The following is a 20,541-nucleotide window of genomic DNA, read 5'->3' on the forward strand; positions in this document are numbered from 1 at the left end:
CTCGAAGCACGGACGATTCGAGATCTCGCAGACGCCGCCGTCGTTGTCCTGGCACGTCGTGCTGCCCGCCGCGCAGTTCAGGTACGGCTTGGTCGAACACTCGCCCTGGGTCGTCGTCGCGCAGGCCTCTTCGACGCGCTCGCCGTTCACGACGCTGCCGCCGCAGATGTTCTTATCCTTGCTGCAGTCGTTCGGCTTCTGCTGCGCGAAGTTCTGCGACTGCTCGCCGCCGGTGCCGACCTTGCAGGTCTGGCCGCTTGGGCAGTCGCCGTTCTCGAAGCACGGCAGATCGGGGTTGTCGTTGCAGAAGCCGCAATTGCACCAGTAGCCGCAGGTGATCGGCTGGTCCGGCGCTTCGGCGCACGTTCCCTTGCCGGTGCACTGCGTGTTGCTCGTGCAGGCCGTCGCCGGATCGAGCGTGCAGCGCTTGCAGTCGGCGTTGGTCGCGCAGACCGGGTCGCCGGCTGCGACCTTGTCGATGCACTTCGGAGTGCTGCCCGGAGTGAGGGGGTTGTTCGGCTTGAAGCTCGAGTTGCCGCACGGCAGCTGCGCGGTCTTGCTCGACGTTCCGGTGGTGACTTCTGCGAACCGGATTGCGAGACCTGCGCCGGACACGTTGTCACCGATAGACGGGGGGCAGTCGAATGACGTGCCGCCGAAGACCGGGCTGACGCCGTTGGTCGTGCAGGGCTGACCGTCGTTCGGTCCGCCGCCGCACGTGAACTGGGCGCCGACTGTCGGCCCGTCATCGACGGTGCCACAGGTCGGACATGGCTTGTCGAGCTGAATGCCGAGGTACACGCGCGAACGGAGGTTCGCCGACGTGTTGGCTTCGCCGGTCGACGAATCGGCTGTTCCAGTCAGTGCGCTCGCGAACGTGCTGATGACGCACACGGGTGTGCCGCCGGACGACAGAGGAAGCGGCGGGCCGAACATGAATACACACGGCTGTCCCGACGGGCAGTCCGCGTTCACCGTGCACGAGCTCAGGCTGTTGAAACAGTTCTTCGGCTGCGTCGGGCCGGTGATCTCGCAGCTCGTATCGCTGTTGCAGTCGCAGGTGGGTACGCAGTCGTTGCCGCTGCCACAGTCTGCATCGACCTCGCAAACGGCATGCTCGCCGTTCGAACAGCGCCGCACCGTATCGAAAGTGATCGAGGCGCCCAGGATGAGGTCGGAGTTATGTGCAACGCCGGTCCATCCGGAATCGAGATCGGATCCGGTGCGCGACTGGAACTCGCCGGAGGTACACGCTGGGCCTGTCGGCGTGTTGAAACATGCAGGGGGGCAATTCAGCGTCACCGGCTGGCCGACGGCTTTTTTCAGGATGATCAGCGCGTCAGCAGTGGTCGTGCCGCCGGCGTTGTTCACGTCGCAGGCGCACTCTTTGGTGTCGCAATTGGTCGGTTGGCCGACAGCGGACTTCAAAACGAGCAGCGCGTCCCCGGTGGTGGGATTGGCGCCGGTCGACAGCGGCTGTCCGCACTTTGTAATTGTAATTTGGGCCGTCGCGGCTGCGGGCGCGAGCATCACGAGGCTGCTGATCAGAAGACTGGTGACAACACTTGAAATCGATGGTTTGGTCATTTTTTTCCTCTCGGTCTGAATCTAGTCAAAAAACCAGACGCGAGTCTAGGTGAAATAGAAAAAGGGGGAGTCCGTGAGTGGACTCCCCCTCGTTCTTGCCTGGGTCGTGCCGTGAACCCTTTGCGGGTTTACGGAATGGCCGTCACACTTGTCACCGAGATCGCAGCGTCGATCGGTGCCCCATCCGGGTCGGTCGCATCGTCGATCACGACCGGGAAGTCGGCCGGCACCGGAGTGCCACCTTCTGCGTTGAACGTGCAGCGCACGAGATCGATCGGTGCGGTCACCGGGCTCAGCGAAATGATGCCGAGGTTCAGTGTCGTGGTTGCCTCGATGTCGTTCGGGGCAAACAGCGCGCCGCTGACCAGACTCGTGCAGTTCACTGCAGCTCCTGCTCCAGCGAAACCGCCCGGCGCAGCCGAGTAGTCCGTGTGGAACTGGAGTGCGCCCGCCGCGGCACTTGCCGAAGTGAGACGGAACAGCACGCTGAAGTTCGTCGAACCGACAATCGTCGTGGTGACACCCGGCTCCGTCGTGGTCGTCTGACCTTCGACGGTCGTGGTCGTCACGGGATTACCTTCGCACTCGATCGGCGAAACGATGACCACATCCGGCGTCGGCTCGACCGGATTCAGATCCGGATCCGAAGCTTCGGTAACCGCGATCGTGAAGTCGGCAGGCGTCGGCTGCACGCTCGCAGTGAACGTACAATCGGCAACGTTCACCGGTCCGGTGAAGCCGTCGAGGCTGATGATGCCTGCCGTCAGCGTCTCTTCCGCATCCTTGTCGTTGAAGGATGCGAGCGAGCCCTGGATCAGCGACGCGCACTCGACGTTGCCGCCCGTGCCAAGGAAGCTGCCCGGTGCGTCGCCGTAATCGACGTCGAACTGCAGAGATCCCAGCGTGGCGTCGTCCGCGAGGCGGAGGAACACGTGGCAGGTCAGACCGCCTCCAATCAGCGTCGTGGTCGTGGTCGACCCCGTCGTGCTGGTCGTGTTCGTCGTCGAAGTCGAAGTCGACGAGATCGTGTTCGACGTCGTGCTGGTCGTCGTCTCCGGCCCGCAGATCGGGTCGTTGGAGCAGTTCGGATCGTCGCAGTCGATGAGACCGTTGTCGTCATCGTCGACGCCGTTGTCGCAATCTTCGCACGAGGTCGGATCGGCGTTCCTGCTGATGCAGACCGGAGGCGTATTGTCGCAGCCCGGTGCATTCGTGCAGGCGCACTGACCTTCGGCCGTCTGCTGCAGCTCGGAGATGTCGACATCTTCGAAGAGGCAGCTGAAGAGATTGGACACACCGTTGATCGTGCAGCCGGAAACCGTGACGCGGAGAACGCCGCCGCCCGGCTCCGAGAAAGAAATGTTACATCCCGCCGCATCGAGGGCGGAGGCAAGCTCACACTGGAGATTGCCATCGTTGTCGCGCTCGATGACCGCATCGGCGTCGGCAAGATTGACTTCGACCACTACGCTGTTGCAGCTCCCGCCCCCGTTGATGCCGAAGAACAACTTGATCAGGTCGGACCCGCTTCCGTTGTTACAGCCGCCCAACACGCCGGCGAGCGTCAGGGCCACAGCGCCCATCCCGATTTTACGAAACCACGTATTCATTACAGGAACTCCTTCTTTGAGAATCGAGCGGACGTAGCGCCTGAGCGACGCCGGAATGACCTCTCCCGCGCCGACTAACCAGATAAAAAAGGCTACGGCGCTATGCTTTAGCCGGGGCGCTCGTCTGTTGTCAAGCTAGCCGGCCCGCATCAAAGAGCAGTTGAGGCCAAGTTGCATAACGTGAAAAACACCGCATATGACCAATCACCCTTTTCCGGGTTCGTACGGGCATTCCCTTCCGGGCGGGCCCGCGGAAAAGGCCCCCTTCAATTCTGTCCCGAGGAGAAACCATGTTGTTTCCTGCTGCATTCTTAACAATTGAAGCATCCCATCGGCCCTCAGCAGCCGGCGCGAATCGACGAATCGCGCTCGGCGCTCTGGCAATCACCCTTCTCACATCGAGCCCTGCCCCGGCCTTCTTCCAGCAAACGAAGCTCGAGGGTCCGATCGGAACGGACATCGGGGGGGTTTGGGTGTCCGTGCAGAACGTGATGCCGGAGTTCCGGATCAGCTATCCCAAGCCGGCAAACGGAAAGGCGGTCCCGTTCACAGTCGAGCCGATCCCCGAGGAACTGGCTGCGGTCATGGGGCCGAAGCTGGCCGGCGTGTCGGTGGTCAGCTGCGACCACAGCACCTTCTGTGCCGAAAACGGCATCGTGACCGGGGATGTAGTGATCCGGATCAATTCCGCCGATATCACCGATGTGGCGAGCTTCGAGAAGGCCGTCGAGAATCTGCCCCCGCAGATTCTGCTGTCGATAAGGCGTCCGGCGCTCCGGATGGTCACCGCGCGGCTGCTGAAGATCAAGTACACGAATCAGGGCAAGGAAACCCAGGAGGGGAGCGAACAGCAGGAAGACCTCGACGTGCAGGTCCTGGACGTTGCATTGCCGTTCGACGCTGCCATCGAAAGCAGCCGCCAGAAGCACACGCCGTTCGAGCCATCGGCGGCCGACCTGGAGACGATCAAGGCGAAGTGGTCCAGCTTCCCTCTGTCCAACCCGCTCCGCTACATGACCGGCGAGCATCGGTTCGTGGCGAAATCCAACTTCGACCAGTCGCTCGAGGCCGACAAGCTGCTCGCCAATGCGAAGTACGCGCTGATCATGAGCATGGAAGGCAATCCGGTGCAGGGCGGCGGAAAGGTGATCGACGTGTACGGGATCGAATCGCTCAGTGAGAAGTCGATGGAAGGTGCCTATGTGTCGGTCACGATGGCGAGCGCGCCGTTTCCCATCAACATCGAGTTCAAAGGTCGATTCAAGATGCAGCGCCTGGCCGACTGGTCGGACGAGGACGACAAGCTCCGCATGAAGAATGCGGCCAACCGGAAGCCGGCCGAGGACCTCAGCAAGTTCAAGCTGGATCCGGATGTTCCGCCGTCGGCGAAGAAGCCTGCCGATGCGAAATAGTTAACGGCCCGAATCGCTGCTGCGCAATCATCCGCGGTGCGCAGCAACGAAAAAGCCCGCGCCTCCTTTCGGAGACGCGGGCTTTTTGTTGCGCTCGATGCGCCTGCAGCTTTACGGGAGCGGCAGGTGATCGAAGTTGGTGGTCACGTATCCCGGCTGGCGGATGCGTCCCGGGCCCGGCAGTCCGGCGGTGCTGTTGACCGCGTCGTTGTCACTCGCCGGGATGCAGAAGGATGCCACCGACAACGTATTGGTGGGGTCACCCTTTCCGTTGAAGATGTCGCCACCTTCGGTTGCGCCATCGTTGATGAAGCAGTTCAGGATGTCGGCGCGGCAGAATCCGGCTCCGGGGTTGGCCGGATTTCCATTGATGTCCGTCGCGCAGTCCTTCTGCGTGTTCACGTTGCCCGGGGCGCAGTTCTTGAACGTCCAGCCCGGTCCGTCGCAGTGGTAGAAGTTGCCCTGCGCGCACGCGCCTTCTTCCGGATCGTCCGGCACGCACGTGCCGCCGCCGATGCACTTCTCGTCGATGCCGCAGCGCTGGCCGTCGCGGTCGCCGCCGTTGCAGGTACCTCTCGGCACGCACATCGGCGTGCAGAGGCCGGCCGGACATGCATCGTCACATGTCGCTCCGCCGCTGCAGGTGGCCGACGTTATACAACTGGCCGGTTTGCAGAGACCCTCGCTGCACGGCGCTCCGCCGACGGTGCACGACGCAGCAGCCGGGCAGTCGGCGCCAGGCCCGAAGCAGGCCGAATCCTGCGTGCAGATCGCGCCGGCATTGGTTCCGCCCGTGCAGCGACGGATGCTGCACGATCCCGTGCTTCCATTGCCGCAGACGCGCGGATTGTGGCCGCAGTTTCCGCTGTTGCAGTCACTGTCTTCGTCGCACGCGCGTCCTCCGCCATGGTTGCCGCCCGGGCAGGTTCCGCCACCCGTGCAATCGGCATTCGATGTACAGTCGGCGCCCGGATTGGTTCCGAGCACGCAGGCGTCGATGCACTGGGTCTGGAACTCGCACGCCTTGCCGTAGTACGCCGGATCCGGATCGTTGCAGGCCGCGTCGCAGCCGTTCGGCTTGTTGCGCGTGTTGCCTCCGCCGCGCACGCAGTTGCAGTCGTAGTTCTGGAAACCCTGCGCGTCACACGCGCCCGGCTCCTCGTTCTGGACCGGCTCGCTGGTCAGCGGTGTCCAGCTGATTGCCAGGCCGGTGCCGGAAATGTTCGATCCGCTGTACGGGCAGTCCGACGACGTGGTGCCGAAGTCGGTGTACGCTTCGATGCGGCAGCTTTGGTTCGGCTTGGTTCCGCCGCCGCACTGGAGCGAGAGCACGCAGGCGTGCGTGTCTCCGTGGGTCGCGCACTCCGGAGAATCGGCTCCGCTGCACACCCCGGTCGAACAGTCGTCGTCGAAGCGGCAAGCCTTGCCGGTGCAGAGCTCGCCGAGACAATCGGTGTTCGACGTGCACGAGTTGCCGGCGTTCTTGCCGAACCGGCATTCGAGCGCCGGATCGGTGGTGCAGGTGCCGTTGCACAGGAAGCTCGAAGGCTGCGAACCGGTATCCGTGATGTCGCCGTCGCAGAACCCGCCGCAAACCGGACACGGCCGCGAGTTCAGCTCATGGCCGCCCGCAAGGAAGATCACCGAACGCAGCTCGTAGTTGATCGCGTGCTCGCCGGTGATGATGTTGCGGGTTCCCGTGATGTTCGTGAAGAACTGGCTGTCGATGCACACCGACGTGCCGTTCGCCGAAAGCGGCAGCGGCGCGCCGTTACGGAGCACGACGCAGTCGTCGCTCTTGTCGCAGATTCCGCGGCAACGCTCGCCTTCGGCGCAGTCGGACTGCTTTGCGCAGGTTCCGTTCGCCTGGAGCGGGTCGGTGCTTCCTTCCGGATAGCACCGTGCCGAGCAATCGGTGGTCGTCGCGCAGCGGCCGCCGCCCGTGCAGTCGGCATTGTTGTCGCAGACGGTTTCGTCGTTGCTGCCGTTGATGCAGACCAGCTTGGAACATGCGCCGCCGGCGCCGCATCCCGCATCGGCGGTGCAGCCGATCCCGGGGGTGGGCCCACCGAGGCACGCGCCGCTTCCGCTGCATGAGCCGCCCGGGCAGTCGTCGGCGTCGTTGCAGCGATCGCCATCATTGAGGCCTTCCATGCAGCGCCGCATACTTCCGGTGCAGAAATCGCCTGCGTTGACCGTGAACTGATCACAGGTAGCGCAGTCGGCATCGGAGTGAGCGTTGTCGTTGTTACCGACCTCGTCGCAGGTGGTGTGGTCGCCAATGCGGCGGCCGCAGCGCGGCGCAGTCTCGGAGGACACGTTGCAGACCGGATCCGTGCTGTGACCAGCGACGCACGTCGCCTTGTCCACGGTGTCGAACTGGTCGCAGTCGCAGTTGGTCACTTCGCTGACGAAGCCCGCAAGATCGGTGACCTTGTTGTTGTGCGACTTGCCGGACCAGCCGTTGTCGAGGTCAGCCGCGAAACCGTCGGCATAGCCGTGAGCGCGGGCGATCGTCGCACATGTGCACTCGAAGACGTCGCCCGGCGGAAGGCAGGCGCCCGGACAGGCGCTGTCGTCGGTGCCGTCGCACTCTTCGCCGTTCAGGGCGAACGGGTTCGCCTTCTGGTTGACGACGTTGTCGCCGCACCCGGCAAGCGATGCGCCCGGATAGGCAGCGTTGATCACGCTAACCGGCGCGTAGGTGCGGGTGCCCGGCGGATCGATCGAGTAGGACGCTTCACCGACCATCTGCGAGAGGCAGTCCTGGGCCCCGGCAACGGTCGTGACGCCGCCGCCGCAAACGTCGAGCTCGGCGATGTCGCCATCGGTGCACTTCGACGCGATGCCGTCACGGAACTTGGTGATCGTCGATGCGATCGAGTCTGCGGTTTTCTCGTCGTCGGTCGCGCACCGGTTGACGAGGATCGTCGCGTTGTCCGCGGTGAGCTGCGACAGGCGGCACTTCGAGAGCGTCCCTGCGAGCTTCGTGATCGTCTTCGGCACCGACTTCTCGAGCGACTCGAGACAGGCCGTTGCCGTCGCGGAAAGCGCGGGCGCTCCATCCAGCGTTCCGAAAAGGTTCGTCACCACGTCCTCGGCGACGACTTCGGCAGCACCGGAATCCGGAGTCACCATGCATGCACTGAAGTCTTCGGGCTCGAACATGTCGTGGCCGAGGATCGACGGGCAGAGCGGCCCGGGAAAGCCCATGTTCGGGTATTCGAACTCGCCATCGCCGGTGCAGAGCTCGGGAATCGAGCCGTTCGGCGGGCAAACCGTTGTCGCGATGCACGACAGTGCGGTGGGGCCTGAGCATGAGCTCTGGCATTTCTTTGCAATGCCCTTCGTCGCGCTGTCCCGCGATTTCTGGATCGCGTCGGTCATCTCCTGATCAGGGCACGACACGGTCTCGTTGTCGTAGAGTCTCTCCGTGCAGGCAGCCGTCGCCTTGGTGATGTTGGCGATGTGCTTGCTGATCGACTTCGTCATCGTCTTGAAGCAGTTGCCCTCGAGCTTCGAGTTGACAGCAGCTCCCCACGAATTGCCCGAGCCTGCTGCGATCAGCAGGACCGTGGCCAGCGCGAGCGTCGCTCCTCTGGCCGTGTTCCCTGATTTCATGATTCTCCTCCTCCTGGTTCTTCTGATGCTGGGCGAACTTTCGATAGATCGGGTGCGCGCGGCCACTGTGTCTCCCCTCGAGTCCGCCGGGCAGTTGCCTGCGCGAATAGGTCGGTGGTGAGGCGAACGGCGCCTTACTGCGGGGGCTAACCTACGGACCCGGACCGCTTTAAGTCAAGGTGGTAACTCAGTGGCCGCGCTCACCGCTGATACGACAAGGCCCCGGATGCTTGAGACATCCGGGGCCCTCCCGTTCGTGACGCGGTGCGCTGCGTCGCTTGTTGCTGTTAGTACCGCTTCTCGACCACCGAGTCGGTCTGAACGACCGCCGGTCCCGGCGAGCCGGTCGTATCGTTCACGCTGCCGTTGCCAGAGGGCGGCAGGCAGAACGTTCCGACGAGGATCGGCCGTTCGGTATCCGGCGTACCCGTGAGCGCGATCGTATTGAGGAAGCAGCTGCGCACGACCTGGATCGAGCAGTTTCCGCAGTCGTTCCCCTCGCAGACCCAGTCATCGGGGTTGATCGAATCGGAAATCTGCACGTCGCAGCTCGCATCGTTGGCACACTTGATGATGCCTCTGCCGTCGGCCGTGAGTGCGCCGTCGCAGTACTTCTCGTAGTCGGGCGTGCCCGAGCACAGTCCGCGGTCGGTCTGGCCGCCGGTCGGCACGCAGATGCCGTCCGAGCAGTTGTTCGGCAACCGGGGTGCGCCCGGAGCCGCCGCCGCACAGTCATCTGAACCGTTGATCGTATCGTCGTCGGCCAGATCGCAGTCGCTGTCCGTGTCGCACGAGTCCGTTCCGATGCCCGAACCGCACACGCCGCAGAAGCAGTCGAGAGACTGGTTCGGCGATTCGCACGGATCCTGGGCGGTCTTCGACACGGATCCCGTCGACAGCGGCAGGTTGATCTTGAGCGAGCCGATCGCCTTGCCCGGATCGGGCGGGCAATCGAGGCTGTTGCCCTCGGTCGGGTCGCTCGGATCGAGGCTGAGCCTGGCGTACGTCAGGTCGAAGCCCTGTACGTCGCACGCGCCGCCGTCATTCAGGCCGCCGAGGCACGTGCCGTCCCGTTTGTCGTCCTGGGCTTTGATGTCGAAGCGGCAGATCGGGCACGGACGCGTGAGGTTGTCGCCGAAGTGAACGTCCGTGTTCAGTTTGACCGACAGGAAGCTCGTTCCCGCGTCCGGGTCGACGGTGCCGGAGACGTCCTGCGCGAGCGTGTTCATCGAGCAGGTCGGCGTTCCGCCGGCGGACACGGCCAGCGGTGGTCCGAGGAAGTATGCGCACTCGTTGTTCGAGGCCTGCGAGTCCGCGTTGGTCGAACACAAAGTGTCCGTGCCGAACACGTTCGTACAAGGGATGTGCGAGTCCGTGCGGCAGCGCGTGAACGCCTGGTACTGCGGATTGTCGTAGCTGATGCCGTCCACCGTGCAGGCCGTCTGGCACGTATTGCCGTTGCTGCAGTCGGTATTGTCCGTGCACGCGCCGCCCGGGCTGGTGCCGCCCGCACAGATCGGCGTGGCGCATGCTCCCATCGGTCCGCCGCAGGTGATGTCGCCGGACAGCGTGTAGCTGTCGACGATGTCGACGTTATGGGCCAGGCCCTTCCAGCCGACCGACAGCGTCGTTCCGGACTTGTTTCCGAGAACCGAGCAGGTCCCGCCGCCGGTTTCACCGACGCTGCATCCGCCGAGAATCGTCGTGCGGATCGCGCGCGGGCAGATGTCGATCGTGAACTCGTAGGTCGAGTCGTACGCGTCGTCCTCGCTGTCGGCCCACGCGGTGTCGTTGCAGGACTTGAGCGTGGCCAGGTCGGCTCCGCAGCTGTCGAGCGCGGCGAAATTGACGCCCGTGCAGCTGTCCGTCAGGGCCTGTTCGGCCTTGGCGAGTGCGCTTGCGACTTTGCCCTTCGAATCCGGGCCGTCCTGGCATGCGGCGACCTCGTTGTCGGCCGGGTCATCCGCTAGCTCGTCGGCGGCACTCTGGCAGGCGGTATCGTCCTTGATCGCGGTCAGGAAATACTTCGAGTAGTTCTTCGCGATCGCTGAGTGGCAGGCCTGGTCGGCGTCGTTCAGCGTGTTTTGCGGGGGATCCCCGAGCGTGGCAGTTCCGAGGTCGCTGACTATGTCCGTAAGCATGCAGTTCTGGCAGGCCGCGACGTCACCCATCGTGACGATCGGATCTGCGACCGCGGTGTTGTCGGGTCGCAGGCAGCCCGGGATCGGGCACGAGACGTACCACTCCTTCCCCGTCGTGCTCGCGGCCGTCAGCTCGTTTGCGCCGGTCTTGCACTTCTTGGCCAGGCCGTCGACCGCTTTCGCCTTGGCCGACGCGAACTTGCCCTTCGTGTCGGCGGCCACCGGATCGTTGCAGTCCACGGCCGTCAGCGCGGGATCGCCGGCATCCTTCGCCTTGTGACAGTCGGAAATCGTCTTCAAGGCGGTCTTCATTACCTTCTGATAGCTTTTGGCTGTCGCGTTCCGGCATTTCACGCCGGCCGCGGACAGTGGCGCAGAGACCTGCGCGGATGCCAGCGAGGCAGACAGCAGCAAAGCCAGAGCTGCCACGGAGCTCGCCGTAGTTTTCCGAATGTTCATTCTCCTCCTCCTATTGAAAGCCAACTAACGTTCCTGGGCGGGTCAAAAAGACTGAACGAGGCTCCCTTCGTCCGTTGCGGAACGAAATCGACCCCGAGTCGGCGGGTACCCTAACGGCCGCGCCCAAGTGGAGTCAAGGGCAGAACCCCTGGCCACCCATGCATACGGGCGTGCAACTGCGACGATTGACGCGCCCACGGGTTGGCCGACAATTCGTGACCACTACAACAACCGGGCGACCCCGGCATTCTGGAGGATCCTGTGCGACCGATTCCAAAGCGATTTTTGAGCGCGACGACTGTTTCGATGTTCTCGATAGCTGCCGCAAGCCTGGTGCTTGCGAGTGCGCAACCCGCATTGGCGGCGCCGCAACTGACGTGTCGCAAGGTCGTCGCCGACATGACGAGCGGCGAAGGCAGCAACTCCGGGGCCGGGTCACGCGTAAAGTGCGCCTTGGGGGAGATGCTGACGGGGGGCGTGTGTTATCCGGAGACGCGACCTGAGGCCGACGGGACGTGCCAGACGTCCGCGATGGGCATCATCCAGACGATCGTCGACCATCCCGGCACCACGGAGGAAGCATTCTTCACGTGCCTGCAGACGGGTGGAAGCGAGTGTCCGGTGCAGGCGCGCACCAGGGCGATGGCCATCTGCTGCAAGATCAAGGACGACGCTGCGCCGGCCGGCGCTCCCGCTGCGGGTCAGAACGAAGCACCGGCCGTCAAAAAGTAATCGGCGCTTCGCGGCTAAAGAAAAAGGGGCTGTCGCATGGCGACAGCCCCTTTTTGTTTTCGTGCGTCTGACGCGTCGCGGGTCAGAACTGCCAGGTGAACTGGATGCTCGTCTCCGAGCGCCCGCGGCTTCCGCCGCCGAGGAACCACGGATCGAAGATCTGGCCGTTGTCGGGATCGTTCCTGTTCTTGTGCCCGTCGTACGGATCCCAGGGGGCGCCGACCCAGATCAGGCGCGTCGTCAGGTTGAACGCGAGATCCGGCGTGTAGAACCAGTCGAAGCCAAGCGCGATTTCCTGCGAGTAGCTGTTGACCGGATCGAGCAGGTAAATCAGCGCGGGCACGAGCGTGCCGCCGCGATAGAAACCGAGTGCGGCGAACGTCATCAGCATTTCCCACTGATGGATCGTGTCGCGGCCTTTGCCGCTCGGGTTCTGCAGCTTCGGAAGATCGAGCGGACCGACGAAGCCCGTCTGCTCGCCGGGGAACAGGAACTGCTGGTCCTGCGGATCGCCGACCGCGTTGCTGACGCCGCCGCACTGTCCGCCGCGCGGATCGTTCGGATCGGACGTGTATCCGATGAAGTCCGGGTTCCTCGAGCCGTCGGCTTTGAACTCGGGCTGGTTGGCGATCGCGCAGCGCCGCCGTTCCATGTCGATGATGTAGTGCCAGAAGAGCTGGCCGGAAAGGAAGAACGTCGTCTTCTTGTTGAGCCAGCGGATCCACGTCGGGCGATCGAACGCGAGCATGCCCTTCCACATGTTGCGCTTGGTGATGCCCGGCAGCAGCGTCGGGCCGTCCGGCGAGCGGCCGAACTCGGCAACCTGCTTGTCGCCGTCGTAGAACGGAAGGTCGAAGTCGATGATGGTCTCGACGCGCCACACGGTCTGCGTCCACTCGCCTTCGAACCAGTTGAACGAGAAGCCGACGGTGTGGATGTACGGTGCGAAGTACTCCGCGCAGAATTCGCTCTTTCCGAGATTGGAGAACAGCGGGTCACGGCCGGGAGCGGTGCCGACGAAACCGCAGTACTCTTCCGCGCTCAGCGTCGCCGGATTGCCGTTGTCGTCGTGCACCTTGAAGGTTTCGTCCGACGGAATGCCGCGGATGATCGCGGTCGGCGAACCGTCCGGAGCGAAGCGCTGGTACAGGTAGTTGACCGTCCATTCGGTCGAGCCCGCGAGGAAGTGGAAACGAACGCCGAACTGGCTGTTCTCGATCGGATCCTTCGCGTAGTTGCCCTGGTTGAAGAGCTTGGTGTCGTTGAGCAGGCCTGCGCAGGTCGCGTCCTCGCCGCTGTCGCTGACGGCGTTCGCGCAGAACGACTGGTGCGTCTGGAACACGCCGCTGTTGTTCGCGTTGTAGAGAGGATCGAGCAGGCGTGCGCCCCAGGGGCGCGGCAGGAACGCGATCTTGCCCGGGTTCCAGTCGAAGCCCGGTGTCCAGTACGCCTCGAGGAAGGTCTGCGACAGCGGTCCGATCTGCTTGAAGTCCCACAGGCCCTTCACCATGAAGAACGGCTGGCGCAGCTCATCGAATCCGAATCCCGGCGGCGGCAACTCCTGGAAGAAGTGCCAGCTCAGGTCGAGCGTATTGGCGCGGTCGAGCATTCGGAAGCCGTCGCTCTCTCCCCACACGACCTGCTGCTTTCCGACTCGTAGCGTGAGCGGAAGGCTCTTGAAGTAGATGTCCATGTAGGCTTCGCGGATGAGGTTGTTGAACTTGTACTCATCGCGCTGGTCTTTCGGGATGCTCGACAGGCTGGCGTTGCGGGCGGCGGCCTGGTCGGTCAGGCCGATCTTGTCGCCGGAGATGTCGAAACGCTCGATTTGGCCAGGCGTCAGGTCGTAGACCGAGTCGTACACGCCGCGGTACAGCACGAACAGGTCGGAACGCTCGATGAACGGGATGTTGTACTTGCCGAACGCTTTGCCGCGCTGCAGCCACTTGTACTCCAGGCGGAGCTTGAGGCTGTTGCGCTGCATGATGAACGCCCATTTGTCGATGTCGGGATGACGGAAGATGTTCGTCGTCCGCAGATGTCCGCCGAGGTCCACGCTCGCGCTGCGATAGATGGCGTGAGCGTACGACGGTGCGAGCACCGTCAAGCAGACCGCTACCTTCAGGAAGGTCGATAGCCTTTTCATTCCAAACCCTCTCTTTTTTCAGGTCTTTGAACTGCCGGGACCCTCATCCTCGGCGGTCATCTTCACTTGAAGTTCAGGCATTAGAACATCCCAGCCATTCTTGGGCAACCGAAACGAACCGTTCAAAAACGATGACTTGCGTAGGAGTGTGCAGTTGTCGCATCGGCAGGGTGCGTTTATGGAGAGCATTGCGCGACGAGATCCATGCAGGAGGAGAGGGAACGGGTCCGGTGGCCCGGCCGGTCTTCAAAACCGTGATGTCGGTCTCAACGACCGGCGGAGGGTTCGACTCCCTCCCTTCTCCGCCACTTTCTTGCTGCTTTGATCTGCTCCGCAGGTCGGCCGCCGATGACGAGCACCTGGCCATCACCGGTCGTCCAGGCAACCGTCATCCAGCTCGGCATCGGTTCGAGACCGAGCTCGCCTAAAAATTTCGATCGCGTCAGCAGTGCGGCATCGCTTCCCGCGAAAAGCTCCGGAACGGCAGACTCGGGATCGTCGGCACGGCGGATATACCTTCCCGCGTAGAACGCGAGCGCGTGCGGCGCCACGCGATAGCTCGTGATGACGCCGTAGGTAGGCAGGTACTCGCGCACGATGCCGGCCGCTTCGCGCTGGCTCTCGTTCGCATTGACCGCGTCGGCGGCGCTTCCGTACACCATCGCGACCAGCGCGAGAGAGGAGCCGACCATCGCCGCAGGAACCGCCGGGGTTTCGCGCGCATGGCGATATGTCCAGAACGCGATCGCGACCGCGGGAATCGCAAGAATCGCGCTGTAGGAAGTCGAAGGGGCTTCGATGACGACCCATACCGCGCCGCCCACCGCGATTGCCGCAGCGAAAATCGTCCAGCCGACGGCAGCAAACTCGACGGCGCGCGGCAGCTCAACGCGTCGCGTTAGCCGATCGTCGACATACGCCGCAGTGATCGCGAGCAGCGGTGGAAACGCGCCGAGAACGTAGGTCGGGACCTTGGTCTGCGCGAAGCTGAAGAATCCGATGACGACGGTGGTCCACGCGAGCGCATGCCGCACACCGGCCGATGGAGTCTTCCATGCGGCCGCGAGCGCCGGTCCGAGAAGGATGCTCCACGGCAGCAGCACGACCGGCATCGCGAGCAGATAGAAGAACCACGGCTGCTGGTGCGCGAGCGCGCCCGGCACGGCGTAGCGTGCAAAATTGTGCTGCCACAGGAACGTCCGGATGTAGGCCGGATCGGTTGCATAGGCGGCCGCGTACCAGGGTCCCGCGATCGCGGCGACGACGAGCGCGCCTCGAAACGGATGGAGCCGCAGCAGCAGCAGTGGACGCCGTTCGAACGCAGCGGCGACGACGGCGACTCCGCCGACCACCACGAGCGCGACCGGTCCCTTGGCCAGCACGCCAATGGCGATGCACGCGTAAATCGGCCAGACGACGCGCCTGCGTTCCGGAGGATCGTTCAGCACGAGCCCGAGCCAGGCCAGCGCGCCGGTCAGCGAGGCCGTCAGCAGCATGTCGATGACGACGTAGCGGCCGACCGCGATGAAGAAGAGCGTGCTTCCCATCATCAGCGTCGTCCAGCGCGCCGCACCGGTACCCCACGCCGCCCGGACCCAGATCGACGTCATCACGGTCGAGAACAACGCTCCGGCAACCGAAGGGAGCCGCGCCGCCCACGAGCTCTGGCCGAACAGCCACAGCGACGCACCGGTCAGCCAGTAAAACAGCGCAGGCTTGTCGTAATACGGCTCGCCGTAGATCCGCGGAGCGAGCCAGTTGCCCTCGAGGAACATCTCGCGGGCGATCTCGGCGTGGCGTGCTTCATCGGGCGTCAGCAGGTCGACACGGCCGAGCCATGCAACGAGCGCGAACAGGACCACAAGCCACGGCAGGGCCCGGGCGAGTGGACCGTCATCGCGCGGCTGGAGCACAGGCGCGGATACTCCGCGCCGCGCGAGATCGCCAGTCGACGATCGGCACGTGTCCGGGAGCCTTACGGAACGAACGCGAGCGTGAACGGTGCCTGTCCGAGCGAAATCGGCCTGGCGGTGATCTCGGAGATGTCGCTCCCGCCGGCAACACGGAAGATGCGAATCCCGGAAGGATCGTCGTTGTCTTCGCCGCGATAGGCCACCCACAGCTCGCCGGTCTCGGTCATTTCGATGTCGCTGATCAGCGCTTGGCTCGACAGCAGCACCTTCTTGATCTTGCGCTGCACGAGATCGATCTCGACCACCGAGTTGGATTCCTGGTCGGCGATGATCGCGAACGCGCGGCCGGTGCCGACGATGACGAAGTCGAAGATGTTCGCATGGATGTCCGCGCCGGTGAGCAGGACGCCGGCGGACTGCATGGTCGACGGGTCGATGGCTTCGATTGCGCCGTCCTCGAGGTTGCTGCCGTCGCCCGTGTCGTCCGGAATTCGTCCCGGACCGCCGACAAAGATGCGATTCTGAAACTCGTCGTACGGAAGTCCCTTGGTGGCGGCGAACGGGTTCGCGAACGACAGTGCAATGCTTCCTTTCAGCGTGTCGGTGGCAGTGTCGATCACGGCGATGCGGCCCGCGCCATGCGTCGGTGCATGATTGTTGTCGAGCAGCTGCATGCTCACGAACAGGTCCGTGCCGACCATCACCATCTGGTCCATCTCGGGAATGCCGTCGCCATCGAAGCCGGACAGGTCGATGTGGCCCTTGATCAGCGTTTTGCACGCCGGGTCGACCTGCGAATGCAGCAGCACGTCCGGATCGATGACGAACAGACTGTCACCGCGGTATGGCGTGACGTAACCCTTGCTCCCCGACACCAGCAGCACATCCTGCGGATTCGCGCCGCCCTCGTCGCGGATTCCGCCATTGACGCTGCATTCCTTGACGTTCGGAAGCGACGGTTTGTCGACGTCGAGAAACTGAAGCGTATTCCAGGGCGTCCGGTTGATGACGATCGGAACTCCCGATGGCGCGCGAACGACGGCATCGGTGCTGAGCGCGCCGAGACGGACCGAGACGCTTCTCTTCGTGACGTCCTCGGGACCGAGCGCGACCACCGCAAGGCCGGCAGAGCTGAAATCGATCGGCGCGGTCGTCACCACGGCGCGAGTCGCCGTGGCGCCGAGGCACGACGGGATCACGCCCTCGACCGACTTGCGAAGAATGTCGAGCGCATCACTCGCCGTGAGCTTGCCGTCGCCTTGCGGCGAGGGCCATACGTCTCCGCGCCGGTCGTACTTCGAGGCGACGGCGTAGCGCAGCGTCTGCAGGCCGTCACTGGCCTTGAAGAAACCGTCGCCGGTGACGTCGCCGCAAAGCGCCGCGTGCGCAGGCGCGGCGCCGATGGCGAGCCAGCACCACAGCGCGGCAGCGCACGCACGCTCAGTGCGCATCATTCGAATGTTGCGCATGGTGCACATCCTCTGCGGGAAGCTGCCCGGGAGCCGCGGACCAGCTCAGCGTCGCGTAGAAGGCGCGTCCGGGAAGCGGAAATCCGATCTGGTCCGGCACCAGCGAATCGGTGATGTTGTCGGCCTCCACCGTCAGGCGAAGGCCCTTCCAGAACGGCCCGTACACGACCGATACTCCCTGCACCGTGCGCGTGGAGATCGAATCGATGTTCTCGCTGTCGAGATAATGCTTGCCGGTCACGTCGATGTCGTATGCCAGCACGAACGGTCCATGGCTCCAGCTGACACGCGCCCAGCCTTCGTGCGGCGCGAGGCCGGCAAGGTCTTTGCCGTGGACGAACTCCCCGTCGGAACGGTTCTCGGCATCCTGGAACGTGTAGTTTGCGGATAACGCGAAGCCGGCCGGCCCGTGCCATTCTGCACGCAACTCGTGGCCGCGGATGTGCGCGTTCTGTTCGTTGAACGCCTTGGCCGTGCGATCGAACGTGAGCTTCACGAGGATCACGTCGTCGATGTTGCTGCCGAAGTACGCGTAGCCGATCGCGAGCTTTCCCAGCGGCTCGCGTTCGCCGGTCCACTCGAAGCCGGCGTCCCATGCGATGCCGGATTCCGGCTGGAGGCCGGGATTCCCGACCGTGAAACCGGTATTGCCATACAACTCGCCGAACGTGGGCGGACGAAAGTACGACGACACGTTCGACTTGATCGCAAGCCCCGCGACCGGTTCCCACCGCACGCCCGCATGCGGATCGGTGGAGTGATCCGAGTCGTGGCTGCCCGCTCCGCGGATCGACGAATCGAAGGAGTTCCACAGCTGCTGGTGGCGAAGCTGAAACGTGACGGTCGTGTGGAGCGACGCGACCGTCCAGTCGTCGCCGGCGGCAATTGCCAGCGACGAGCGCGTTGCGTCCTGGTCGGTCGCTCCGTTCTGGTCGAACCCTTCCCAGCTGTATTCCGCGCTCCCGGCAAACCAGTGCGTTTTGCCGACGGGGCGTCCCCATTTTCCCGCGGTGGTCGAAGTGGTCGTCTCTGCGGTGTTGTCGAATGCGCGGAAGTCGGTGTCGGACAGCCTCTGCCGCTGCCAGTTCGCACTCTGTTCAATGTTCCAGCGACCGTCGGCGCCGCCGAGCGCGATCGCGCCGATTTCGCGCACGGTTTCCAGCTGCGTGTGCGAGCGAAATGCCGCCGCGAAGCCGGGCACGCCTTCGTCTTTGTAAAACACCTGGTTGCGCAGCTGCAGCCGCGCGCTGCCGACATCGCGCCGCCAGCGCAGCAGCGAGTCGATCGCATCGCTGTGGTTGTTGCGGCGCTTGCGGACTTCGTCGTCGTTCGGGTTGTTGACCGCGCCTTCATCCTTGAACTCGAAATCGCCGTCGGTCGTGCGGTACGCCGCGAACGCCGAGGCGTTTCCGCCGGCCAGCGGCCCTGCGCCGCCGGCGTTGACCTTGGCCGAACCGAACGAGCCGCCGCCCACGGCTGCGCTCGCTGTCGCGTGATCCGGATCGCGCGTGATCACATTCACCACGCCTGCGGCCGACGACGGCAACAGGCCCACCGGCGCGAACCCCCGGTAGACCTCGATGCGCTCGACCGTATCGAACGGCAGATCGGCCAGGTTCACGACACTGTCGGATGCGCGTCCGAGCGGCACGCCGTCGAGAAGGATGCGCAGCTGACCGGACGGCGCACCGCGGATCGACAATGTTGCGAAATCGTCGCGGCCGCCCTGCCGGCGAAGCTGCGCGCCGACGCTCTGGCCAAGCAGCTCTGCCGGAGACTGAAAGCTCCGCCATGTCGGCTCCGCGAAAATCGTTTCGCCGAACGCGGCGACGTCGTCGGGCGTTTCGAAGCTGCGCTCGGGTAAGGCCGCGTCGCCCTGCTTGCCGGCATCGACGACGATCGGAGGCAGCTCGCTTGCCGGTGCATCGGAAACGTCGTCGGGCGGTGCTCCGCCTGTGTCGTCGGCTGCGATGCTTCCCGGGGTCGCATCGGCAGCGTTCGCCATCACAGGCGCTGCAAACAGAAACGCGAGCAGGACCACGACCGCGCGGCGAGCGGCGCGCCGCCATCGCGACATCGGGATGGAGAAGTTGCTGTCGAAGGTTCGTGGTCGCGTACGCAAAGCCGGCGAACCGTAGGGATGCGGGGCAATGGAGTCAACAAGCGCGACGTGCCTCCGCTTTGACAGCCGTCAACCGGCAACCTAAGAGCCCGCCGTGGCTTCGATTGCCGGCAAGGGAATTTCCATCCTCGGCTCGACCGGCTCGATCGGCACCCAGACGATCTCCCTGCTCGAACGTTTCCCCGACCGCTTCCGCGTCGTTGCGCTTGCCGCCGGCCGCCGCGCTGCCGATCTCAAGGATCAGACGCTCCGCATGAAGCCTTCGGTGATCGCCGTTGCCGAAGCTTCGGACGCAGTCGAGCTCGAGCGCGCGCTGGGCAGCGAAATGGGCGCAGCGGCGCCCCGCGTTTTCTCCGGTCGCGAAGGACTCCTGCAGGTTGCCACGGCGCCGGGCACCGACGTTCTCGTCTCCGCTCTCGTCGGAGCGGCCGGCCTCGTGCCGACGCTCGCCGCGATCGACGCAGGAATCGACATCGCGCTTGCCAACAAGGAAGTGATGGTGGTCGCCGGCGAGCTCGTTCAGCGCCGCGCGCGAACATCCGGAAGCCGGCTGCTGCCGGTCGACAGCGAGCACAACGCGGTCTTCCAGGCACTGGCCGGTCGTGAACGCAGCCACGTGCGCAAGATCGTGCTGACGGCGTCCGGCGGACCGTTCCGCCAGCACACCGCCGATCAGCTTCGCAGCGTGACGCGCGCCGAAGCGCTCCGGCATCCGACCTGGAACATGGGCGACAAAATCACGATCGATTCCGCCAGCCTGATGAACAAAGGACTGGAAGTGATCGAGGCGCGCTGGCTGTTCGACGTCGTGCCCGAAGACATCGAGGTACTCGTGCATCCGCAGAGCATCGTGCACGCGCTGGTGCGCTACCACGACGAATCGGTCATCGCCGTGCTTGCTCTTCCCGACATGGCCATTCCGATCGCCTACGCGCTCGCATGGCCCGACGTGCTCGAGCTCGGCCATCTTCCGCGCCTCGATCTGGCCACGACCGGCACGCTCACGTTCGCGGCGCCGGACCTCGAGCGCTTTCCGTGCCTCGGGCTTGCGTACCGCGCGCTCGCGGCGGGCGGCGCGATGCCGGCGGTGCTCAATGCGGCCAACGAAGTTGCGGTCTCGCGCTTTCTTGCCGGAGACATCGGATTTCCGGACATCGCCGCATCGGTGGCGTCGAGCATGGACGGCTTCGAAAGCGGCGACTGCGATTCCATCGATGCGCTTCTGTCGGCCGATGCGTGGGCGCGCAAGGCGGCGGCGGGATGGTGCCCGGTGCGCGCAGCCTCGTGAAGAAAATAACGCGAAAAGAAAGGCTCGCACGCGCGCCGCGC

Annotated in this window: 11 protein-coding genes and 1 tRNA gene; 4 read left to right on the forward strand and 8 right to left on the reverse strand. The window is 64.3% G+C overall.

Going from position 1 to position 20,541, the window contains the following annotated elements; translation table 11 throughout:
* On the reverse strand, positions 1-1,587 hold a 1,587-nt coding region (locus VN634_14375; protein HXC52069.1), incomplete at its 3' end, for a hypothetical protein.
* Between the two features lie 128 nt (positions 1,588-1,715).
* Entirely contained in the window at positions 1,716-3,197 is a 1,482-nt protein-coding gene (locus VN634_14380; protein HXC52070.1) for a hypothetical protein, read from the reverse strand.
* Between the two features lie 290 nt (positions 3,198-3,487).
* Between VN634_14380 and VN634_14385 the strand changes: the two genes are divergently transcribed.
* On the forward strand, positions 3,488-4,609 hold the full coding sequence (locus VN634_14385) for a hypothetical protein (GenBank protein ID HXC52071.1): 1,122 nt from the start codon (positions 3,488-3,490) through the stop codon (positions 4,607-4,609).
* A gap of 111 nt (positions 4,610-4,720) precedes the next feature.
* Here VN634_14385 and VN634_14390 read toward each other — a convergent pair whose 3' ends face one another.
* A complete protein-coding gene (locus tag VN634_14390; GenBank protein ID HXC52072.1) occupies positions 4,721-8,230 on the reverse strand; it encodes a hypothetical protein in 3,510 nt (1,169 codons plus the stop codon).
* A gap of 287 nt (positions 8,231-8,517) precedes the next feature.
* Entirely contained in the window at positions 8,518-10,671 is a 2,154-nt protein-coding gene (locus tag VN634_14395; protein ID HXC52073.1) for a hypothetical protein, read from the reverse strand.
* A gap of 420 nt (positions 10,672-11,091) precedes the next feature.
* On the opposite strand from VN634_14395, the gene VN634_14400 reads away from it, so the two are divergent.
* Positions 11,092-11,562, forward strand: a complete 471-nt coding sequence (locus VN634_14400) for a hypothetical protein (GenBank protein ID HXC52074.1) — start codon at positions 11,092-11,094, stop codon at positions 11,560-11,562.
* Between the two features lie 82 nt (positions 11,563-11,644).
* On the opposite strand, the gene VN634_14405 is transcribed toward VN634_14400, so the two are convergent.
* Positions 11,645-13,708, reverse strand: coding sequence for a DUF1302 family protein (locus VN634_14405; protein ID HXC52075.1), 2,064 nt, complete (start codon positions 13,706-13,708; stop codon positions 11,645-11,647).
* A gap of 212 nt (positions 13,709-13,920) precedes the next feature.
* Here VN634_14405 and VN634_14410 point away from each other — a divergent pair.
* A tRNA-Sec gene (locus VN634_14410) sits at positions 13,921-14,016 on the forward strand.
* On the opposite strand, the gene VN634_14415 is transcribed toward VN634_14410, so the two are convergent.
* The 3 genes from VN634_14415 to VN634_14425 all read right to left on the reverse strand — a co-directional run bounded on the left by VN634_14415 (position 13,975) and on the right by VN634_14425 (position 19,212).
* The gene (locus VN634_14415; protein HXC52076.1) at positions 13,975-15,621 is read right to left on the reverse strand and encodes a glycosyltransferase family 39 protein; all 1,647 of its coding nucleotides are present in this window, start codon (positions 15,619-15,621) and stop codon (positions 13,975-13,977) included. The two genes, VN634_14410 and VN634_14415, sit on opposite strands and share 42 nt — an antisense overlap.
* 62 nt (positions 15,622-15,683) lie before the next feature.
* Positions 15,684-17,090: a hypothetical protein gene (locus tag VN634_14420; protein HXC52077.1), complete on the reverse strand. Its 1,407-nt coding sequence runs from the start codon at positions 17,088-17,090 to the stop codon at positions 15,684-15,686.
* Entirely contained in the window at positions 17,062-19,212 is a 2,151-nt protein-coding gene (locus VN634_14425) for a TonB-dependent receptor (GenBank protein HXC52078.1), read from the reverse strand. Before VN634_14425 ends, VN634_14420 begins: the two co-directional genes overlap by 29 nt.
* Before the next feature lie 94 nt (positions 19,213-19,306).
* Between VN634_14425 and VN634_14430 the strand changes: the two genes are divergently transcribed.
* Positions 19,307-20,500: a 1-deoxy-D-xylulose-5-phosphate reductoisomerase gene (locus tag VN634_14430; GenBank protein HXC52079.1), complete on the forward strand. Its 1,194-nt coding sequence runs from the start codon at positions 19,307-19,309 to the stop codon at positions 20,498-20,500.
* The last annotated feature ends 41 nt before the right edge of the window (positions 20,501-20,541 follow it).

Source organism: Candidatus Limnocylindrales bacterium (genome assembly GCA_035571835.1).
Lineage (GTDB): Bacteria > Desulfobacterota > Binatia > UBA1149 > CAITLU01 > DATNBU01.

Bases quoted from the DNA above. Each gene is read 5' to 3' on its own strand.
- VN634_14380 (HXC52070.1), bottom strand. From the start codon at position 3,197: ATGAATACGTGGTTTCGTAAAATCGGGATGGGCGCTGTGGCCCTGACG.
- VN634_14385 (HXC52071.1), top strand. From the start codon at position 3,488: ATGTTGTTTCCTGCTGCATTCTTAACAATTGAAGCATCCCATCGGCCC.
- VN634_14390 (HXC52072.1), bottom strand. From the start codon at position 8,230: ATGAAATCAGGGAACACGGCCAGAGGAGCGACGCTCGCGCTGGCCACG.
- VN634_14405 (HXC52075.1), bottom strand. From the start codon at position 13,708: ATGAAAAGGCTATCGACCTTCCTGAAGGTAGCGGTCTGCTTGACGGTG.
- VN634_14420 (HXC52077.1), bottom strand. From the start codon at position 17,090: ATGCGCAACATTCGAATGATGCGCACTGAGCGTGCGTGCGCTGCCGCG.